At 71.4% G+C, this 17,071-nt stretch carries 19 protein-coding genes and 4 tRNA genes; 17 read left to right on the top strand and 6 right to left on the bottom strand.

Annotation, left to right across the window (positions count from 1 at the left end; genetic code table 11):
• Positions 1-233 precede the first annotated feature (233 nt).
• The 4 genes from htpX to HA039_RS13640 all read left to right on the top strand — a co-directional run bounded on the left by htpX (position 234) and on the right by HA039_RS13640 (position 2,223).
• Entirely contained in the window at positions 234-1,097 is an 864-nt protein-coding gene (gene htpX, locus HA039_RS13655) for a zinc metalloprotease HtpX (RefSeq protein WP_167028693.1), read from the top strand.
• Positions 1,094-1,486 carry a YccF domain-containing protein gene (locus tag HA039_RS13650; protein ID WP_167028690.1) on the top strand — a complete coding sequence of 131 codons (393 nt, stop codon included), beginning with the start codon at positions 1,094-1,096 and terminating at the stop codon, positions 1,484-1,486. The genes htpX and HA039_RS13650 overlap by 4 nt, the downstream gene beginning before the upstream one ends.
• Positions 1,487-1,604: 118 nt before the next feature.
• Positions 1,605-1,760 carry a hypothetical protein gene (locus tag HA039_RS13645; RefSeq protein WP_167028687.1) on the top strand — a complete coding sequence of 52 codons (156 nt, stop codon included), beginning with the start codon at positions 1,605-1,607 and terminating at the stop codon, positions 1,758-1,760.
• Positions 1,761-1,947: 187 nt separating this feature from the next.
• The gene (locus HA039_RS13640; RefSeq protein ID WP_167028684.1) at positions 1,948-2,223 is read left to right on the top strand and encodes a GlsB/YeaQ/YmgE family stress response membrane protein; all 276 of its coding nucleotides are present in this window, start codon (positions 1,948-1,950) and stop codon (positions 2,221-2,223) included.
• A 21-nt stretch (positions 2,224-2,244) separates the two neighbouring features.
• On the opposite strand, the gene HA039_RS13635 is transcribed toward HA039_RS13640, so the two are convergent.
• Both HA039_RS13635 and HA039_RS13630 read right to left on the bottom strand, forming a co-directional pair.
• Positions 2,245-2,907, bottom strand: a complete 663-nt coding sequence (locus tag HA039_RS13635) for an alpha-ketoglutarate-dependent dioxygenase AlkB family protein (RefSeq protein WP_167028681.1) — start codon at positions 2,905-2,907, stop codon at positions 2,245-2,247.
• A 70-nt stretch (positions 2,908-2,977) separates the two neighbouring features.
• Positions 2,978-3,466, bottom strand: coding sequence for a YajQ family cyclic di-GMP-binding protein (locus HA039_RS13630; RefSeq protein WP_161310837.1), 489 nt, complete (start codon positions 3,464-3,466; stop codon positions 2,978-2,980).
• Between the two features lie 252 nt (positions 3,467-3,718).
• Here HA039_RS13630 and HA039_RS13625 point away from each other — a divergent pair.
• A tRNA-Tyr gene (locus HA039_RS13625) sits at positions 3,719-3,800 on the top strand.
• Between the two features lie 258 nt (positions 3,801-4,058).
• Positions 4,059-5,303 carry an ATP-grasp domain-containing protein gene (locus HA039_RS13620; RefSeq protein WP_341830059.1) on the top strand — a complete coding sequence of 415 codons (1,245 nt, stop codon included), beginning with the start codon at positions 4,059-4,061 and terminating at the stop codon, positions 5,301-5,303.
• Between the two features lie 136 nt (positions 5,304-5,439).
• Here the strand turns inward: HA039_RS13620 and HA039_RS13615 are convergent, their stop codons facing one another.
• On the bottom strand, positions 5,440-6,096 hold the full coding sequence (locus HA039_RS13615; protein ID WP_167028678.1) for an SDR family oxidoreductase: 657 nt from the start codon (positions 6,094-6,096) through the stop codon (positions 5,440-5,442).
• A 114-nt stretch (positions 6,097-6,210) separates the two neighbouring features.
• Positions 6,211-7,659, bottom strand: a complete 1,449-nt coding sequence (locus HA039_RS13610; RefSeq protein ID WP_167028675.1) for an amidohydrolase family protein — start codon at positions 7,657-7,659, stop codon at positions 6,211-6,213.
• Positions 7,660-7,943: 284 nt separating this feature from the next.
• Between HA039_RS13610 and HA039_RS13605 the strand changes: the two genes are divergently transcribed.
• The 8 genes from HA039_RS13605 (at position 7,944) to HA039_RS13570 (ending at position 12,816) form a co-directional block, all read left to right on the top strand.
• Positions 7,944-8,016, top strand: a tRNA-Thr gene (locus HA039_RS13605).
• A gap of 47 nt (positions 8,017-8,063) precedes the next feature.
• Positions 8,064-8,136: transfer RNA gene (locus tag HA039_RS13600), tRNA-Met, on the top strand.
• Positions 8,137-8,232: 96 nt separating this feature from the next.
• Positions 8,233-8,397, top strand: coding sequence for a 50S ribosomal protein L33 (gene rpmG / locus HA039_RS13595; protein WP_003956487.1), 165 nt, complete (start codon positions 8,233-8,235; stop codon positions 8,395-8,397).
• Positions 8,398-8,482: 85 nt separating this feature from the next.
• Entirely contained in the window at positions 8,483-8,935 is a 453-nt protein-coding gene (locus HA039_RS13590; protein WP_167028672.1) for a MaoC family dehydratase N-terminal domain-containing protein, read from the top strand.
• Positions 8,936-8,940: 5 nt separating this feature from the next.
• Entirely contained in the window at positions 8,941-9,369 is a 429-nt protein-coding gene (locus HA039_RS13585; protein ID WP_167028669.1) for a MaoC family dehydratase, read from the top strand.
• Positions 9,370-9,508: 139 nt separating this feature from the next.
• Positions 9,509-10,072, top strand: a complete 564-nt coding sequence (locus tag HA039_RS13580) for a TetR/AcrR family transcriptional regulator (protein WP_167028666.1) — start codon at positions 9,509-9,511, stop codon at positions 10,070-10,072.
• Between the two features lie 150 nt (positions 10,073-10,222).
• Positions 10,223-11,680 carry an MFS transporter gene (locus tag HA039_RS13575; protein ID WP_167028663.1) on the top strand — a complete coding sequence of 486 codons (1,458 nt, stop codon included), beginning with the start codon at positions 10,223-10,225 and terminating at the stop codon, positions 11,678-11,680.
• An 80-nt stretch (positions 11,681-11,760) separates the two neighbouring features.
• Complete coding sequence (locus HA039_RS13570) at positions 11,761-12,816, top strand: UDP-N-acetylmuramate dehydrogenase (protein ID WP_167028660.1); 1,056 nt, start codon at positions 11,761-11,763, stop codon at positions 12,814-12,816.
• Positions 12,817-12,864: 48 nt separating this feature from the next.
• Here the strand turns inward: HA039_RS13570 and HA039_RS13565 are convergent, their stop codons facing one another.
• Together HA039_RS13565 and HA039_RS13560 are read right to left on the bottom strand one after the other, a co-directional pair.
• Positions 12,865-13,911, bottom strand: coding sequence for an adenosine deaminase (locus HA039_RS13565; protein WP_167028657.1), 1,047 nt, complete (start codon positions 13,909-13,911; stop codon positions 12,865-12,867).
• A 189-nt stretch (positions 13,912-14,100) separates the two neighbouring features.
• Positions 14,101-15,336 (bottom strand): pyridoxal phosphate-dependent aminotransferase, encoded by a 1,236-nt coding sequence (locus HA039_RS13560; RefSeq protein ID WP_167028654.1) that lies wholly within the window; start codon positions 15,334-15,336, stop codon positions 14,101-14,103.
• A gap of 240 nt (positions 15,337-15,576) precedes the next feature.
• Here HA039_RS13560 and HA039_RS13555 point away from each other — a divergent pair.
• The 3 genes from HA039_RS13555 (at position 15,577) to nusG (ending at position 17,042) form a co-directional block, all read left to right on the top strand.
• Positions 15,577-15,649: transfer RNA gene (locus tag HA039_RS13555), tRNA-Trp, on the top strand.
• Between the two features lie 116 nt (positions 15,650-15,765).
• On the top strand, positions 15,766-16,053 hold the full coding sequence (secE, locus tag HA039_RS13550) for a preprotein translocase subunit SecE (protein ID WP_161309619.1): 288 nt from the start codon (positions 15,766-15,768) through the stop codon (positions 16,051-16,053).
• Between the two features lie 71 nt (positions 16,054-16,124).
• Positions 16,125-17,042: a transcription termination/antitermination protein NusG gene (gene nusG / locus HA039_RS13545; RefSeq protein WP_167028651.1), complete on the top strand. Its 918-nt coding sequence runs from the start codon at positions 16,125-16,127 to the stop codon at positions 17,040-17,042.
• The last annotated feature ends 29 nt before the right edge of the window (positions 17,043-17,071 follow it).

Genomic DNA, 17,071 nt, shown 5'->3' with positions numbered 1-17,071 from the left:
CGGAGAGCCCCGGACAGCCCCTGGAGAGGCCTCCAGGAGCCGTCCGGCGCCTCCGCCACCCCCCGGGGCCCGTCGGTACGCGTACGCCGCCACCCGGACGGCCTACGCCCCGTGCCGGGGCGCCAGGGAACCCGAACCCTCCGCCTGGCGTTGACCAGTACGGAAGGGTCCACTGAAGAGTGGAGCAGCACCACGTAGAGGGTTCCCCTGCCGCACGATCTGGAGGGCGTACCGTGCACCGCCGGCACAACGGGTTGAGAACCGCCGTACTCCTCGGGGGCCTGTCCGCGCTCATCATCGTCATCGGCGGTTTCTTCGGCCGTACGGGACTGATCGTGGCGCTCGTCGTGGCCGTCGGGACCAACGCGTACGCGTACTGGAACAGCGACAAGCTGGCCCTGCGCGCGATGCGCGCCCGCCCCGTCAGCGAATTCGAGGCCCCCCAGCTCTACCGCATCGTCCGCGAGCTCTCCACCGCCTCCCGCCAGCCCATGCCACGGCTGTACATCTCCCCGACCCAGGCCCCCAATGCCTTCGCGACCGGCCGCAACCCGCGCAACGCCGCCGTGTGCTGCACGGAGGGGATCCTCCAGATCCTCGACGAGCGCGAGCTGCGCGGCGTCCTCGGCCACGAGCTGAGCCATGTCTACAACCGCGACATCCTGATCTCGTCGGTCGCCGGCGCGCTCGCCTCGGTCGTGATGTTCCTGGTGAACTTCGCCTGGCTCATCCCCGTCGGCCGCTCGGACGACGACGACGGCCCGGGCATCGTCGGCTTCCTGCTGGTCCTGGTGCTCGGACCGCTCGCCGCCTCGGTGATCCAGCTGGCGGTCAGCCGCTCCCGTGAGTACGAGGCCGATGCCTCGGGCGCCCAGATCACCGGTGACCCGCTGGCCCTCGCGAGCGCGCTGCGTAAGCTGGACGCAGGGACAAAACAGTTGCCCCTGCCGTCCGAGCCGCGGATCGAGACCGCGAGCCACATGATGATCGCGAACCCCTTCCGCCCTGGTCAGGGGGTGTCCAAGCTGTTCTCCACGCATCCGCCCATGGCGGAGCGCATCGCCCGACTAGAGCGAATGGCAGGTGGACGATCATGAGAACCATCCTGAACGTGGTCTGGCTCGTGTTCTGCGGCTTCTGGCTCTTCCTGGCCTATGTGGTGGCGGGCCTGCTGCTGTGCATCACGATCATCGGCATCCCCTTCGGCGTCGCGGCCTTCCGCATCGCCTTCTACGCCCTGTGGCCGTTCGGCTACACGGCGATCGAGCGCCCCGACGCGGGCGCGCCCTCCTTCGTGGGCAACATCCTGTGGCTGATCCTGGCCGGCTGGTGGCTCGCGCTCAGCCACATCTTCACGGGCATCGCGCTCTGCCTGACGATCATCGGCATCCCGCTGGGCCTCGCCAACTTCAAGCTGATCCCGATCTCGCTGATGCCCCTGGGCAAGGAGATCGTGCCCACCGACCAGCCCTTCGTCCTGCGCTGAGGCGGCGGCACGCACCGGGGGGAACGAGCACCGGGGGAAACGAACCGACCTGCGGGACCGAACCGCAGGTCGCGGCCGCTCCCGGCCGATTGTCAGTGCCGTGGTCCACCATGAGCACATGACCGACACCGAGCAGTTGCCGCCGGCCGCCGCCCCTGTCCCCGCGCCCACCCTCGCCGCGTGGCAGCACGCCTGGGTCGACGGCGCGTCCTGGTCGGACGACGAGGAGAGCGACGCGGAGCCGGACTTCCGCGCCTACATACCCGCGGCCTGAGCCGCACCCCGCCCTGCCTGCTTGCCCGCCTACGTGCCTGCCCGCCTGCCGCGCCGCGTAGGTGTATGCCCCACCGGATGCGGGGTAGTGGGACGACCGGATGTGAGCGGCGGACCCGACCCGCCGCAACCGCGCCCCGCCCCCCGGCGTCTTACGGGACACACCGCACGAAAGGCAGGTTCAGGACATGGGCATCCTCGGCTGGATCATTCTCGGACTCCTCGCCGGAGCCGCTGCCAAGATCCTGCTCCCCGGACGGGACCCGGGCGGCTTGATCGGTACGACGATCATCGGCGTCGCGGGAGCCTTCGTCGGCGGCTGGATCTCGGCGCGCTGGCTCGACCACCCCATCAACAAGAGCTTCTACGACGGGCCCACGTGGCTCGCGGCCATCGGCGGGGCGTTCGTCCTGCTGGTCATCTACCGGCTCCTCTTCGGCAACTCCCGCTCCAGGACCCGCTGACCCCGACCCGCTGACGGGGACTCAGTCGCCGAGCCCCGTCTCCCGCAAGGTGATGTTCAACCGCCCGCCGGCCAGCCCCGTGGCCGGATCCCCCGTCCCCGGGCGGACCTTGGGCACCCCGTGGTACGCCAGCCGCGACGCCCCTCCGAAGACGAAGAGGTCCCCGGAGCACAGCTCCACGTCCCGGTACGGCCGCCCCCGGCTCTCCGTGTTGCCGAGCCGGAAGACACAACTGTCGCCGATGCTCAGGGACACCACCGGCGCCAGGGAGTGCTCGTCCTTGTCCTGGTGCATGCCCATCGTCGCGTCGCCGTCGTAGAAGTTGATCAGCGCGGTGTCGGGTGTGTACGCGGCGGCGCCCGCCGGATCGCCGTACGCGTCGGCCACCGCCTCCCTGCCCCACTCCACCAGCCAGGACGGAAGCGCCGCCACCCGCGCGCCGTTCACGTCCCCCGCCGTGCGGGTGTAGCGGTAGGGCTGCCAGTGCCAGCCGAGGCAGACCGTCCGCACGGACATCACGCCACCGTTCGGCAGCACCGTGCGCCGGATCGGCACCGGCCCCCGGGCCCACTCCCGGCAGGCCCGTACCAGCTCACGCCGCCGCTCCTCGGACAGCCACGCCGGCACGTGCACCGCCCCGGGCGCCACCACCTCCCGCGGCCTCGGGAACAGCCCGCCGCTCACGGGACCGGGTGGCCCGGGAAGGGTGCGGAGGCGAAGGCGGACCGTCCGCCCCGCCCCCGTACCGCCGACGTCACCGGTAGTTCACGAACTGGAGGGCGAAGTCGAAGTCACGCCCCTTGAGCAGGGAGATCACGGTCTGGAGGTCGTCCCGGCTCTTGGAGCTGACCCGCAGCTCGTCGCCCTGGACCTGCGCCTTGATGCCCTTGGGACCCTCGTCCCGGATGATCTTCGCGACCTTCTTGGCGTTGTCCTGGGAGATGCCCTCCTCGATCGTGGCGAAGATCTTGTACTCCTTGCCGGAGAGCTGCGGCTCACCCGCGTCCAGCGACTTCAGCGAGATCCCGCGCTTGATCAGCTTGGACTGGAAGACGTCGAGGATCGCCTTGACCCGCTCCTCGGAGTTCGCCTGCATCAGGATCTTCTCGCCGGACCAGTCGATCGACGCTCCGACGTTCTTGAAGTCGTAGCGCTGGGCGATTTCCTTCGAGGTCTGGTTGAGGGCGTTGTCGACCTCCTGCCGCTCGACCTTCGAGACGATGTCGAAACTGGAGTCGGCCATGTTCTGTGGCTCCTTCGATCGGGTGCGATGAGGTACGGGCCGGGTGCCTGTCCGCCGCGAACCGGGCGCCGGTCAGGCGCCCGACGCACGACCGGCAGCGCCCGACCGCTGCCGTAAAGCCTAGTCACCCCCACCCGCCCCCAGCGCTGATCAATCGGGTGGCGGAGCACCCCCGGGCATCGGGTATCGTTTACGTCGTCGCCAAGGGACACCGGTCACACCGGCCCTCCCGGAGCGGCGGCACCATCACATGGCGGTGTGCCCGAGTGGCCAATGGGAGCGGACTGTAAATCCGCCGGCTTAGCCTTCCCAGGTTCGAATCCTGGCGCCGCCACATCGAACGGCCCCTGTTCCGCGGAGACGCGGGGCGGGGGCCGTTGTCGTGCCAGGGGGCCCTTCTTGTGCCCGCCCGCGAGCGGCTGTCCGGCCTTACGCACGTGAAATCTCACCGTCATGGTTTCGGGCTACGATCCGCTCACACATGATCAGAAATGGTCGGACGGCCTTGGTTTCCCCGGGCCTCCGGCGGGCTTCGCCTGCGCGGTTCGCCGCCGCCCCGGCGGGCGCGCCCCGATGGTGAAGGAGCTTCGCGATAGCACTACGGATATGGCTCAGCAGCGCGGGGGTGGCCACCACCCAGGTGATGCGGATGCTGCGCGAGAACCCGGACGCCGTCGACGTCCGCATCCACGGGACCAATGTCGAGCGGGACGCCCCGGCCCTCTCGGCCTGCGACGTGAGCGAGGTCGAGCCCCGCCATGTCAGCGACGACAACTACGCCGACTTCGCCCTCGACTTCTGCCGGCGCCACCGGATCGACGTCCTCATCCCTCCCCGGCGCCTGGCCGCGCTCGCCGGGCTGACCGACGTCCTCGCGCAGGCCGGCACCCACCTGATGTGCTCGCCGCCCGCCGCGATCGACACGCTGACCAGCAAGAGCCGTACGTACGAGGAGGCCGCGGCCGCCGGCATCCCCGTACCGCCCTGGCGGGTCGCCTCCGACGCCGCGAGCTTCCGCGAAGCGGTCGGGGAACTCTCGGCGACGGGGGAGCGGGTCTGCGTCAAACCCGCCGGTGAGTACTCCGCGTTCGGGTTCCGCATCCTGGACGACCGGCCCCTGCGCCTGAAGGACCTGCTGGCCGCGCCCGCCCCGCTCGCCTCCGTGGAAGCCGTCGCCCAGGCCTTGCAGCGGGCCGCGGACGAGGGGGAGACCGTCCCCGAACTCCTCGTCATGCCCTACCTCGAAGGCCCCGAGGTGAGCGTCGACTGCCTGTCCGCCCCCGGCGGCGGCCTGCTCGCCGGCATCGCGAGGTCCAAGCAGGGCCGCTACCGGTACCTGCTCGACGACCCGGCCCCCGTCGCGATCGCGCGCCGACTCGTCGGCCACTTCCGGCTCGCGTACCTCTCCAACGTCCAACTGCGCCACCGCGACGGCGAACCCGTCCTGCTGGAGGCCAACCCCAGGGCGTCGGCGGGCATCTTCCAGACGGCGTTCACCGGGGTGAACCTCCCCTGGGCGGCCGTACGACTCCTCCTCCACGGCGACGCGGGCCCGCTGCCCGCCCCTCGCCTGGGCGGCCGCCTGGCGATCACCGAGACGGCCACGGAAGTCCTGGGAGCCCCGTCCCTCGGCGTCCCCGGCCACACGGCCCCCGCACACGGACTACCCGCGCACGCCGTCCCCGCGCACGCCGTCCCCGCGCCGCGCACCAGCCCGGAGACCGACGTCCTGCTCGCCGAGGTACCAGCCGTACCACCCGCGACAACGGCCGCCGCGGCGGTCACGACCCCGGCCCCGGCCTCAGCCCCCGTCCCGGCAGCCCTGGCGGCCGGCTGAACCGCCGGGACCCCGCCCGGCCGGCCGGGCGCGGACGCCCCGCGCGTACGGAACGGCCCCCGGCCCCGGCGAAGTCGCCGGCGTCGGGGGCCGTCCTCGTGGGCCCGCCCCTACGTGGACCCGGCGGCGCCCGGAGCTACCCCTTCGCCACCGCCGCGACCGCTTCCTTCACCGGGGTCGTCCCCCCGATCAGTTGCAGGGTCAGCCCCGCCGTCCCCGGCGTCTCCAGCAGCTCCGCGAGGACCGCCGCCACGTCGTCGCGCTGGACCGGCCCGCGCCCCGTGTTCTCCGCCAGGTTGACCAGACCCGTCCCGCCCTCGTTCTTCAGCGCGCCCGGCCGCACGATCGTCCAGTCGAGCCCGGTCCTGGACTGCACGTACTCGTCGGCCTGCCCCTTGGCCCGCAGGTAGACGTCGAAGACCTCGTCGCCCTCGTGGCCCGCGTCCGCGCCGATGGACGAGACGAGGAGGTAGCGCCGCACCCCGGCCCGTTCCGCCGCGTCCGCGAAGAGGATCGCGCCGCCCTTGTCGACCGTCTCCTTGCGCTGCCGGTTGCCGTCGCCGCCCCCGCCCGCCGCGAAGACGACCGCGTCGGCGCCCTTCAGCACCGCCGCGACCTCCTCGACCGTCGTCGACTCCATGTCCAGGATGATCGGTTCGGCGCCCGCCTGCCGCAGATCCCCGGCCTGCTCCGGTTTGCGGATGACGCCCGCAACGTCGTGTGAACGCCCGGCGAGCAGCCGCTCCAGCCGTAGCGCGATCTGACCGTGTCCTCCGGCGATGACAATTCGCATGCTCCCGACCGTACGTCGGCCCGGCCCGTCGCGCCCACGGAAGAGGCCGCCCGGACCACCGGGAGCGGACAGCGGTCACCACGACCGGCACCACTACCGCCACGACTTCCGGGATCACGGCCGCGCGTCCGGCCCTCCCTGGCGCGGCAGTTCGAGCGCCACCGCCGCCTCGGAGTCGCAGTACTCCCGTACCGCGCTCGTACGGGCCACCACCCGCCCCCGGTGCACGACGATCCTGCTGTACGCGAGGGACAGCACGCCCGCGATCCGGTCGCCCCGCACCGCCAGCAGCTCCGCCGGGAACCCCGCCTCCACCCGCACCTCGGGCAGCCCCATCGCCGCCCGCGCCACCGTGCTCACGGCGTCGTACGCGTCCTCCGCCGCCAGCCCGCCCCGGGAGGCAAGCAGGTACGCCGCCTCCAGCGGATCACCGCGCCCGACCGGGTTCGCCACGTCGCGCAGGGCGCCGCTGCCGGCCGCCACCCGAACCCCGGCCGCCCGCAGCAGCCGGACGGGCGCCACACCGCGCGGATCCGTACCGCAGGACCCGCCGCTCCCGTACGACCCCCGCCGCCCCCCTCCGTACCCCGCCGAAGCCGAAGCCGAAGCCGGCCCCAGCCCAGACGCCGACCCCGACCCGGACTCCCGCCCCGGCCCCGACTCCTGCCCCACACCCCCGCACGCCCCCTGCGGCAGGCACACCACCGTCACCCCGGCGGCCGCCAACTGGTCGGCCGCCCGCCCCGCCACCTCCGCGGGCAGCAGGCCCAGCCCCGCGCACGGCCCGAGCGTCACCCCCGGCCGCAGCCCGCCCGCCCGCGCCGCGAGCCGGGCCAGCCGCACCGGGTCGGCGCCGTCCGTGTGCAGGTCCACCGGGCAGCCGTGCTCGGCGGCGACCTCCAGCACCGCTTCCACGTACCCCGCCGGGTCCGGGTCCAGGTCGGGGCAGCCCCCCACCACCCCCGCGCCCATCCGTACCGCGTCCCGCAGCATCGCCAGGCCGTCGGCGCCCGCCACCCCCGTGAGCAGCCGGGGCACGGCGACGGCGGTGATCTCCACAAGACCGCGCAGCGAGCGCCGCGCCTGGAGCAGCGCCTCCAGGCGGCCCAGGCCCTGCGCGTCCCCGATCCGTACGTGCGAGCGGATGGCCGTCGCGCCGTGCCCGAGCTGGAGGAGCGCGGCCTCGGTGGCCCGCCGTCGCACGTCCTCGGGCGCGTACGAGGGCGAGGCGCCGGGTGGGACGCCCCCCGACACGGCCGCGGAGGCGTCAGGGGAGCCGGGGGCGGAGCCCAGGGCGTCCGCCGCCGTCAGCGCCGTGTCGCTGTGCGCGTGCGGTTCGGCCGGGGCGGGCAGCAGCAGGTGGCCCGTCAGGTCCAGGCGCGCGCCGTGCGCGGTGAGGCTGCCCGCCGTACCCACGGCCTCGATCAGGCCGCCGCCCAGCCGCACGTCGACGATCCGGCCGTCGGGGAGCCGTGCCCCGCAGAGGAGGAGCCCGGCGGCCCCGGCGCCGGCCCGGTCGGACGGCTGCGAAGGGGGCTGCGGTTGCGGGTGGCTGTCGGGCATCGCACTCCTGGAAGGACCACGGACGAGGGTCCGGATCTGTGATTGATGTCTCCGCGCGCCGCCGGTCCGCGGGGAGGTGGGTCGGCGGAGAGCGAGCTGAAGACCAAGATCACGCAGAGTGGACCGAGCCTAGGGGTGCCCCGGCCAGGCGTCGCGGAGGAGCGCAATAGTCGTACCGGCGAGGCCACCAGTGGCCTACGGGGCACAGGGGACGAGGGGCTCCGGACGGGCCGCGAAACGGATTTGGGCGATCGGCGACCGACCGTGTAATGTCTTCATCGCTCGCCCCAATAGCTCAGTCGGTAGAGCGTCTCCATGGTAAGGAGAAGGTCTACGGTTCGATTCCGTATTGGGGCTCAGGTGCTCGGTGATCCTCGCCTTCGGGCGAGGGGATCCGACATCGAAGCGGTGTAGCTCAGACGGTAGAGCAAGCGGCTCATAATCGCTGTGTCACCGGTTCAAGTCCGGTCACCGCTACACAAAGTAGCCGATTGTGGGGTCGGTCCTTCGATCGGCTACTCTTTTCTGCGTTCATCTTTTCATCCGTAAACTGTCCGTCCAAGGAGCACTCACGTGGCTGCCACCGACGTCCGCCCGAAGATCACGCTGGCCTGCGTGGAGTGCAAGGAGCGGAACTACATCACCAAGAAGAACCGGCGTAACAACCCGGACCGTCTTGAGATGAAGAAGCACTGCCCGCGCTGCAACTCGCACACCGCGCACCGCGAAACGCGCTGAAACAGGCTCGTATGCGAGGCCGTCCCCTCTGGGGGCGGCCTCGTGTCGTTTGTAGTGGTCACATTCACCAGGAGGGAGCGAGTCCATGGCGCTCGATCAGTCCTTCGTGGGGCGGAGCTATCCGCCCACCGAGCCTTACGAGGTCGGCCGCGAGAAGATCCGTGAGTTCGCCGAGGCGGTGGGGGACACCAATCCGGCGTACACCGATCCGGATGCGGCCAAGGGGCTCGGCCACACCGACGTGATCGCCCCGCCGACCTTTGTGTTCGCCATCACGTTCAAGGCGGCCGGCGACGTCATCGCCGACCCGCAGCTGGGGCTGGACTACAGCCGGGTGGTGCACGGGGACCAGAAGTTCGCGTACTCCCGGCCCGTCCGCGCGGGGGACCGGCTGACCGTCACGTCGACCATCGAGGCGATCAAGTCCCTCGCGGGCAACGACATCATCGACGTCCGGGGCGAGGTGCACGACGAGGCCGGCGAACACGTCGTGACCGCGTGGACCAAGCTGGTGGCGCGCGCCGCCGAAGGGGCGTGAGGCGGATGGCCGCGAAGATCGGTTACGACGAGGTCGAGGTCGGTACGGAGCTGCCGGCCGGGAGCTTCCCCCTGACGCGGGCGACGCTGGTGCGGTACGCGGGCGCCTCCGGGGACTTCAACCCGATCCACTGGAACGAGAAGTTCGCCAAGGAGGTCGGGCTGCCGGACGTCATCGCGCACGGCATGTTCACCATGGCCGAGGCGGTCCGTGTGGTCACCGACTGGGTGGGCGACCCGGGAGCCGTCGTCGAGTACGGCGTGCGCTTCACGAAGCCCGTGGTGGTGCCCAACGACGACAAGGGCGCGCTGGTCGAGGTGAGCGCCAAGATCGGCGCCAAGCTGGACGACAACCGGGTCCGGGTCGACCTGACGGCGACGAGCGCCGGCCAGAAGGTGCTGGGGATGTCCCGCGCCGTCGTGCGCCTGGCCTGACGTCCGCACGAGGCGTCACGGGTCTGTACGCCCGCACCGGAACGTCACGGAAGGGGGTGCCCGCATCGGCGGGCGCCCCCTTCCGGCGTCCGCGGGCCAGGGGTTGACAAGGTTAGTTAGTACTCAATAACTTAGCCGCATGGTCAGGATGAGCGCAGAAGAACGGCGGGAGATCGTGATCCGCGCCGCGATCACCGAGTTCTCCCGCAGCGGCTACCACGGCACCTCCACCGAGACGATCGCCCGCCGCGTCGGCGTCTCGCAGCCGTACCTCTTCCGGCTCTTCCCGAACAAGCAGGCCATCTTCCTCGCGGCGGCCGAGCGCTGCCTCGTCGACAACACCCGGCTCTTCGCGCAGGCCTCCGAGGGGCTCAGCGGCCAAGCCGCCCTGGAGGCCATGGGCGCGGCGTACGTGAAGCTCATCGCCGAAGACCCCGAGATGCTGCTCATGCAGATGCAGATGTACGTGACGGTCGCGGCGGCCGAGGCCGCCGGCGACCACTCCTTCGGCGAGTCGCTGCGGGACGGCTGGACGAGGCTGTACGACTCGATCCACCGGACGCTCGGCGGCGACCACGCCGGCACCAAGGACTTCCTGGCGCACGGCATGCTCATCAACACGCTCGTCTCGCTCGGCTTCCCGCCGGACCACCGGCTCTGGGTGGGCGTCAAGGACGAGCCCCCGGCCCTGCCCGGCAAGTGAGGTCCTGCGGCCGAGGGGGTCTCCGGGCCTCCTCGCCTCCGTGAAGCCCTGCCCGCAGAAGTAAGTGATCCATAACTAATCTTCCGAGCCCATCCCGGTCCATGCACCCACCCGGTCCATCAACCCGTCCCGGTCCATCAGGGGGAACAAATGAACCAGCCCGCAGTCAACCCGCCCCAAGCACCCCAAGCACTCGGCCCCCGGGCCGTCTGGGCCCTCGTCATCACCGGCGTCGCCGGCTTCATGGCGGCCCTCGACAACCTCGTCGTCACCACCGCCCTGCCCTCCATCCGCGAGGACCTCGGCGGCGCCCTGGAGGACCTGGAGTGGACGGTGAACGCGTACACGCTCACCTTCGCCGTCCTCCTGATGACCGGCGCCGCCCTCGGTGACCGCTTCGGCCGCAGGAAGCTCTTCCTCGTCGGCCTCGCGGTCTTCACCGCCTCCTCCGCCGCCGCGGCCCTCGCCCCCGGCATCGACGCGCTGATCGCCGCCCGCGCCGTCCAGGGCGTCGGCGCGGCGATCATGATGCCGCTCACCCTCACCCTCCTCACCGCCGCCGTCCCGGCCGAGCGGCGCGGCGCCGCCCTCGGCATCTTCGGCGCCCTCACCGGCCTCGCCGTCGCCAGCGGCCCCCTCATCGGCGGCACCCTCACCGAGCACCTCTCCTGGCAGTGGATCTTCTGGCTCAACGTCCCCATCGGCCTCGCCCTGCTGCCCCTCGCCCGGCTGCGCCTCCAGGAGTCCCACGCCCCCGACGCCCGCCTCGACATCCCCGGCACCCTCCTCATCAGCGGCGGCCTCTTCGGCGTCGTCTACGCCCTGGTCAACGCCAACGCCGACGGCTGGACCAGCGCCACCGTCCTCACCGGCCTGTTCGCGGGCGCCGCGCTCCTGGTCGCCTTCGTCCTCCACGGCATCCGCCGACCGGACGCGATGCTGCCGATGCGGCTGTTCAAGAACCCCGCCTTCTCCGGCATCAACGCCGCGAGCCTCCTCATGTTCCTCGGCATGTTCGGCTCGATCTTCCTGCTCAGCCAGTTCCTCCAGAGCGTCGCCGGCTACTCGCCCACCGAGGCCGGCCTGCGCATGCTCCCCTGGACCGGCATGCCGCTGCTGGTCGCGCCGCTCGCCGGAATACTCTCCGACCGCATCGGCGGCCGCCCCGTCGTCGTCGCCGGACTCGCCCTCCAGGCCCTGGGCCTGGCCTGGTTCGCGGTGATCCTCGCCCCGGACGTCTCGTACGGCGCCCAACTGCCCGCCCTGATCCTCAGCGGCATCGGCATGGGCCTCTACTTCGCCCCCGCCGCCAGCCTGGTCATGTCCAGCGTCCGCCCCGCGGAACAGGGCATCGCCTCCGGCGCCAACAACGCGCTGCGCGAGGTCGGCGGAGCGCTCGGCATCGCGATACTCGGCGCGGTCTTCGCCGCACAGGGCGGGTACGAGAGCCCGCGGACCTTCGCCGACGGGACCGTGCCCGCCCTGTGGCTGGGCGCGGGCATCGTGGCCCTCGGCGCGCTGAGCGCGTTCCTCATCCCGTCCCGCCGCCCGCCGGTCCCCACCGGCCCGCGGGACACCGAGGAGGAGCGCGAGGCGGTGGCGGTCTGAACCCCGCGCCCGCCCGGAACGCCACGCGCCTCCCGAGGCGGGAGTACGGTCGCGGAATCCCGCGACCGTACTCTTGTCCCGTGCAGGAACTCCACGACGCGCCCCTCGCCCCCCTGACCACCTTCCGCCTCGGCGGCCCCGTCTCCCGCCTCCTCACGGCCACCACCGACGCCGATGTCGTCGACGCCGTCCGGGCGGCCGACGAGACCGGCACCCCCCTGCTGGTCATCGGCGGCGGCAGCAACCTGGTCATCGGCGACAAGGGCTTCGACGGCACCGCCCTGCGCATCGCCACCACCGGCTTCCGCCTCGACGGCACCGCCCTCGAACTGGCCGCCGGCGAGACCTGGACGGACGCCGTCGCCCGTACCGTCGAAGCCGGCCTCGCCGGGATCGAGTGCCTCGCCGGAATCCCCGGATCGGCCGGCGCCACCCCGATCCAGAACGTCGGCGCGTACGGCCAGGAGGTCTCCAGCACCCTCACCGAGGTCGTCGCCTACGACCGCGCCGCCCGCGAGACCGTCATCCTCACCAACGCCGAGTGCGCCTTCTCGTACCGCCACAGCCGCTTCAAGGACGACCCGGCGCGCTACGTCGTCCTGCGCGTCCGGTTCGCGCTGGAGGACGCCGGCGGCCTCTCCGCCCCGCTCAAGTACGCCGAGACGGCCCGCGCCCTCGGCGTCGAGGCGGGCGAACGCGTGCCGGCCGCCCTCGCGCGCGACACCGTCCTCAAGCTGAGGGCCGGCAAGGGCATGGTGCTCGACCCCGAGGACCATGACACCTGGTCGGCGGGCTCCTTCTTCACCAACCCGATCCTCACCGAGCGGGAGTACGCGGACTTCCTCACCCGCGCCGAGGCGCGCCTCGGCGCCGACGTGACCCCGCCCGCCTTCCCGGCGGGGGAGGGCCTCAGGAAGACCTCGGCCGCCTGGCTGATCGACCGGGCCGGCTTCACCAAGGGGTACGGCACGGGTCCGGCCCGCATCTCCACCAAGCACACCCTCGCCCTCACCAACCGCGGCGGGGCGACCACGGAGGACCTGCTCGCCCTCGCCCGTGAGGTGGTGGCCGGGGTACGGGACGCCTTCGGCATCACCCTCGTCAACGAACCGGTGACGGTGGGCGTCAGCCTGTAGGCCTCCGGCCCGTACCCCCGCCGACGCCGGACCCGCCCCGGATACGACCTAGCTGACCAGCCAACTGTCGATCCCCGCCAGCAACTTGTCCTGCGTCGGCGCGTCCGCCGCCGACCCCCGGACCGACTGCCGCGCCAGCTCGGCCAGCTCCGCGTCGTCGAACCCGTTGTGGGCGCGCGCCAGTTCGTACTGCGCCGCCAGCCGCGACCCGAACAGCAGCGGATCGTCCGCCCCCAGCGCCATCGGCACCCCCGCGTCGAACAGGGTCCGCAGCGGTACGTCCTCCGGCTTCTCGTACACCCCCAGCGCCACGTTCGACGCCGGGCACACCTCACACGTCACCCCGCGGTCCGCGAGCCTGCGCAGCAGCCGGGGGTCCTCCGCCGCCCGTACGCCGTGCCCGATCCTCGCCGCCCGCAGGTCGTCCAGGCAGTCCCGCACCGACGCCGGGCCCGTCAGCTCACCGCCGTGCGGCGCCGCCAGCAGCCCGCCCTCCCTGGCGATCGCGAACGCCCGGTCGAAGTCCCTGGCAAGCCCGCGCCGCTCGTCGTTGGACAGCCCGAAGCCGACCACGCCCCGGTCCGCGTACCGCACCGCGAGCCGCGCCAGCGTCCGCGCCTCCAGGGGGTGCTTCATCCGGTTCGCCGCCACCAGCACCCGCATCCCGAGACCGGTGTCCCGGGAAGCGGTGTCCACGGCGTCCAGGATGATCTCCATCGCCGGGATCAGCCCGCCGAGCAGCGGCGCGTACGAGGTGGGGTCGACCTGGATCTCCAGCCAGCCCGACCCGTCCCGCACGTCCTCCTCGGCCGCCTCGCGGACCAGCCGCTGGATGTCCTCGGCGGTCCGCAGGCAGGAACGGGCGATGTCGTACAGGCGCTGGAACCGGAACCAGCCGCGCTCGTCGGTGGCCCGCAGCTTCGGCGGCTCACCCCCGGTCAGGGCCTCGGGGAGGTGGACGCCGTACTTGTCGGCGAGTTCGAGCAGGGTCGTGGGCCGCATCGACCCGGTGAAGTGCAGGTGCAGATGGGCCTTGGGCAGCAGCGTCAGGTCGCGCGGCGGGGTGGTGCTCTCCATCCGGAGATCCTGCTGCATGCGGGCACCCCCGGACAGCCCCTTTCCCCCTACGAGTTCTTGCCCGAACGTCTGCCCGAGCACGAGCGGGGCCGGAAAACAGGTGGAAAGGGACGGAAAACGGCCCCCGGCCTGGGCCGGGGGCCGTTCTCGGAACTCACCTGCCGAACGGGCTGTGACACACAACTCAGTCCTGGGTCGCCGACGGGCTCAGTCCTTCGCCTCCGCCAGCAGCTTCTGCATCCGGGCCACGCCCTCCGCCAGGTCCTCGTCGCCCAGCGCGTACGACAGCCGCAGATAACCCGGCGTACCGAACGCCTCACCGGGGACGACCGCGACCTCGGCCTCGTCCAGGATCAGCGCGGCCAGCTCGACGGAGGACGCCGGGCGGACCCCGCGGATCTCCTTGCCCAGCAGGCCCTTCACCGACGGGTACACGTAGAACGCGCCCTCGGGCTCGGGGCAGACGACACCCTCGATCTCGTTGAGCAGCCGCACGATCGTCCGGCGCCGCCGGTCGAAGGCGGTCCGCATCTCGGCGACCGCCGTCAGGTCGCCCGTGAGGGCGGCGAGCGCGGCGACCTGCGCCACGTTCGACACGTTGGACGTGGCGTGCGACTGGAGGTTCGTCGCCGCCTTCACGACGTCCTTGGGGCCCACGACCCACCCCACCCGCCAGCCGGTCATCGCGTAGGTCTTGGCGACCCCGTTGACGACGATGCACTTGTCGCGCAGCTCGGGCACGACGGCCGGGAGCGAGGTGAACGTGGCGTCCCCGTACACGAGGTGCTCGTAGATCTCGTCCGTCAGCACCCACAGCCCGTGCTCCAGGGCCCAGCGGCCGACGGCCTCGGTGTCCTCGGGGCTGTAGACCGCGCCGGTCGGGTTGGACGGCGAGACGAAGAGCACCACCTTCGTGCGCTCCGTGCGGGCCGCCTCCAGCTGCTCGACGCTGACGCGGTACCCCGTCGTCTCGTCGGCGGTGATCTCCACCGGGACCCCGCCGGCGAGGCGGATCGACTCCGGGTACGTCGTCCAGTACGGCGCCGGGACGATGACCTCGTCGCCCGGGTCGAGGATCGCCGCGAAGGCCTCGTAGATCGCCTGCTTGCCCCCGTTGGTGACCAGGATCTGGGCGGGGTCCACCTCGTAACCGGAGTCGCGGAGCGTCTTCGCGGCGATGGCGGCCTTGAGCTCGGGAAGCCCCCCGGCCGGCGTGTAGCGGTGGTACTTGGGGTTGCGGCAGGCCTCCACCGCGGCCTCGACGATGTAGTCGGGCGTCGGGAAGTCGGGCTCGCCGGCACCGAAGCCGATCACCGGGCGGCCGGCGGCCTTGAGGGCCTTGGCCTTGGCATCGACGGCGAGGGTGGCGGACTCGGAGATCGCGCCGATGCGGGCGGAGACCCGGCGCTCGGTCGGCATCGTCGGGGGGATAGCTGCGCTCATGGGTCCCATGGTCCCAGACACGAAACCCCCTGGGCACACAGGTTTCGTAAGGTGGACATATGAGCAGTTGAGCGGCGGGCGGGGCGGCGGGCGCCGCGGGCGGGCGGAAGAAGCCCGGCTTAGCTGTTCGACGTCGGGCCCGCGACCACGTACACTCAGCGGTCGTTGGCCCTCATCAGCCACGTCCGGACGGCACACTCAACGCGTCCGGCCGGATGCGGTAGGTTGGGGCAAGCACAAAGGGTCGTAGCTCAATTGGTAGAGCACTGGTCTCCAAAACCAGCGGTTGGGGGTTCAAGTCCCTCCGGCCCTGCTATACGCACACTGTCTACAACGGTGTGCGTTTCAGGTAAGTACATTCGATCTATGCATCGCCGTGCGGCTCCTCCGGGCGCGGCACGGCCACGACCCGGAATCAGGTGAGTGAGCGTGACGGACGCCGTGGGCTCCATCGACAAGCCTGATGCCGACGATGAAGAGTCCGCAGAGTCGAAGAAGCCCCGCAAGGGCGGTAAGCGCGGCAAGAAGGGCCCTCTGGGCCGTCTCGCGCTCTTCTACCGTCAGATCGTCGCCGAGCTGCGCAAGGTCGTCTGGCCGACTCGCAACCAGCTGACGACGTACACCACAGTGGTGATTGTCTTCGTTGTCATCATGATCGGTCTGGTGACCGTGATTGACTACGGCTTCAACCAAGCAATCAAGTACGTCTTCGGCTGATCCCGCGAGGGCGCCCGACGCGGCGCCCCTTTCGCGTGTTTCACCCATTGAGCCAGGAAGAAGCAGCCACAGTGTCTGACCCGAACCTGAACGACGCCCGGGAGTCGGTGGAGTCCGTGGAGGACGAGACCGGCATCGTCGAGGCGGCGGACGCTGTCGAGCCAGACCAGGCCGAAGCCGCTGACGAGGCGGCCGGCGAGCCGGCCGAAGAGGCCGCGCTGCGTGTCGAGGACGAGGAAGCCGCGGCCGAGGACGACGAAGAGGCCTCCGAGGACGACGAGGACTCCGACGACGAGGACGCGGAAGCCTCCGAGAACGACGAAGCCTCCGAGGACGACGACGAGGACGCGCCCACCGAGGTCGTCGCCGCGGTCGACCCCGTCGAGGCCCTCCGCGAGGAACTCCGCACCCTGCCCGGCGAGTGGTACGTGATCCACACCTACGCGGGCTACGAGAAGCGCGTGAAGGCGAACCTGGAACAGCGCGCCGTCTCGCTGAACGTCGAGGAGTTCGTCTACCAGGCCGAGGTCCCCGAGGAAGAGATCGTCCAGATCAAGAACGGCGAGCGGAAGAACGTTCGCCAGAACAAGCTGCCGGGTTACGTCCTGGTGCGCATGGATTTGACGAACGAGTCCTGGGGCGTCGTACGGAACACTCCCGGCGTCACCGGCTTCGTGGGCAACGCCTACGACCCGTACCCCCTGACGCTGGACGAGATCGTGAAGATGCTCGCGCCGGAGGCCGAGGAGAAGGCGGCCCGTGAGGCGGCCGAGGCCGAGGGCAAGCCGGCGCCGTCCCGCAAGGTCGAGGTCCAGGTGCTGGACTTCGAGGTCGGCGACTCCGTCACCGTCACGGACGGCCCCTTCGCGACCCTCCAGGCCACGATCAACGAGATCAACGCCGACTCGAAGAAGGTCAAGGGTCTGGTCGAGATCTTCGGCCGCGAGACCCCGGTCGAGTTGAGCTTCGACCAGATCCAGAAGAACTGAGCCCACCCGCTCGCTTCTGGAACAGCCGC

Source organism: Streptomyces liangshanensis, from assembly GCF_011694815.1.
GTDB classification, from domain to species: domain Bacteria; phylum Actinomycetota; class Actinomycetes; order Streptomycetales; family Streptomycetaceae; genus Streptomyces; species Streptomyces liangshanensis.
This window is presented reverse-complemented; position numbering and strand designations above follow the sequence as displayed.

What these genes read in the sequence shown, in the direction of transcription:
- HA039_RS13640 (WP_167028684.1), top strand. Translation starts at nt 1,948, where the DNA reads ATGGGCATCCTCGGCTGGATCATTCTCGGACTCCTCGCCGGAGCCGCT.
- HA039_RS13585 (WP_167028669.1), top strand. Translation starts at nt 8,941, where the DNA reads ATGGCCGCGAAGATCGGTTACGACGAGGTCGAGGTCGGTACGGAGCTG.
- HA039_RS13565 (WP_167028657.1), bottom strand. Translation starts at nt 13,911, where the DNA reads ATGCAGCAGGATCTCCGGATGGAGAGCACCACCCCGCCGCGCGACCTG.
- HA039_RS13615 (WP_167028678.1), bottom strand. Translation starts at nt 6,096, where the DNA reads ATGCGAATTGTCATCGCCGGAGGACACGGTCAGATCGCGCTACGGCTG.
- HA039_RS13560 (WP_167028654.1), bottom strand. Translation starts at nt 15,336, where the DNA reads ATGAGCGCAGCTATCCCCCCGACGATGCCGACCGAGCGCCGGGTCTCC.
- HA039_RS13610 (WP_167028675.1), bottom strand. Translation starts at nt 7,659, where the DNA reads ATGCCCGACAGCCACCCGCAACCGCAGCCCCCTTCGCAGCCGTCCGAC.
- HA039_RS13645 (WP_167028687.1), top strand. Translation starts at nt 1,605, where the DNA reads ATGACCGACACCGAGCAGTTGCCGCCGGCCGCCGCCCCTGTCCCCGCG.
- HA039_RS13575 (WP_167028663.1), top strand. Translation starts at nt 10,223, where the DNA reads ATGAACCAGCCCGCAGTCAACCCGCCCCAAGCACCCCAAGCACTCGGC.
- HA039_RS13650 (WP_167028690.1), top strand. Translation starts at nt 1,094, where the DNA reads ATGAGAACCATCCTGAACGTGGTCTGGCTCGTGTTCTGCGGCTTCTGG.
- HA039_RS13630 (WP_161310837.1), bottom strand. Translation starts at nt 3,466, where the DNA reads ATGGCCGACTCCAGTTTCGACATCGTCTCGAAGGTCGAGCGGCAGGAG.
- HA039_RS13580 (WP_167028666.1), top strand. Translation starts at nt 9,509, where the DNA reads ATGGTCAGGATGAGCGCAGAAGAACGGCGGGAGATCGTGATCCGCGCC.
- HA039_RS13590 (WP_167028672.1), top strand. Translation starts at nt 8,483, where the DNA reads ATGGCGCTCGATCAGTCCTTCGTGGGGCGGAGCTATCCGCCCACCGAG.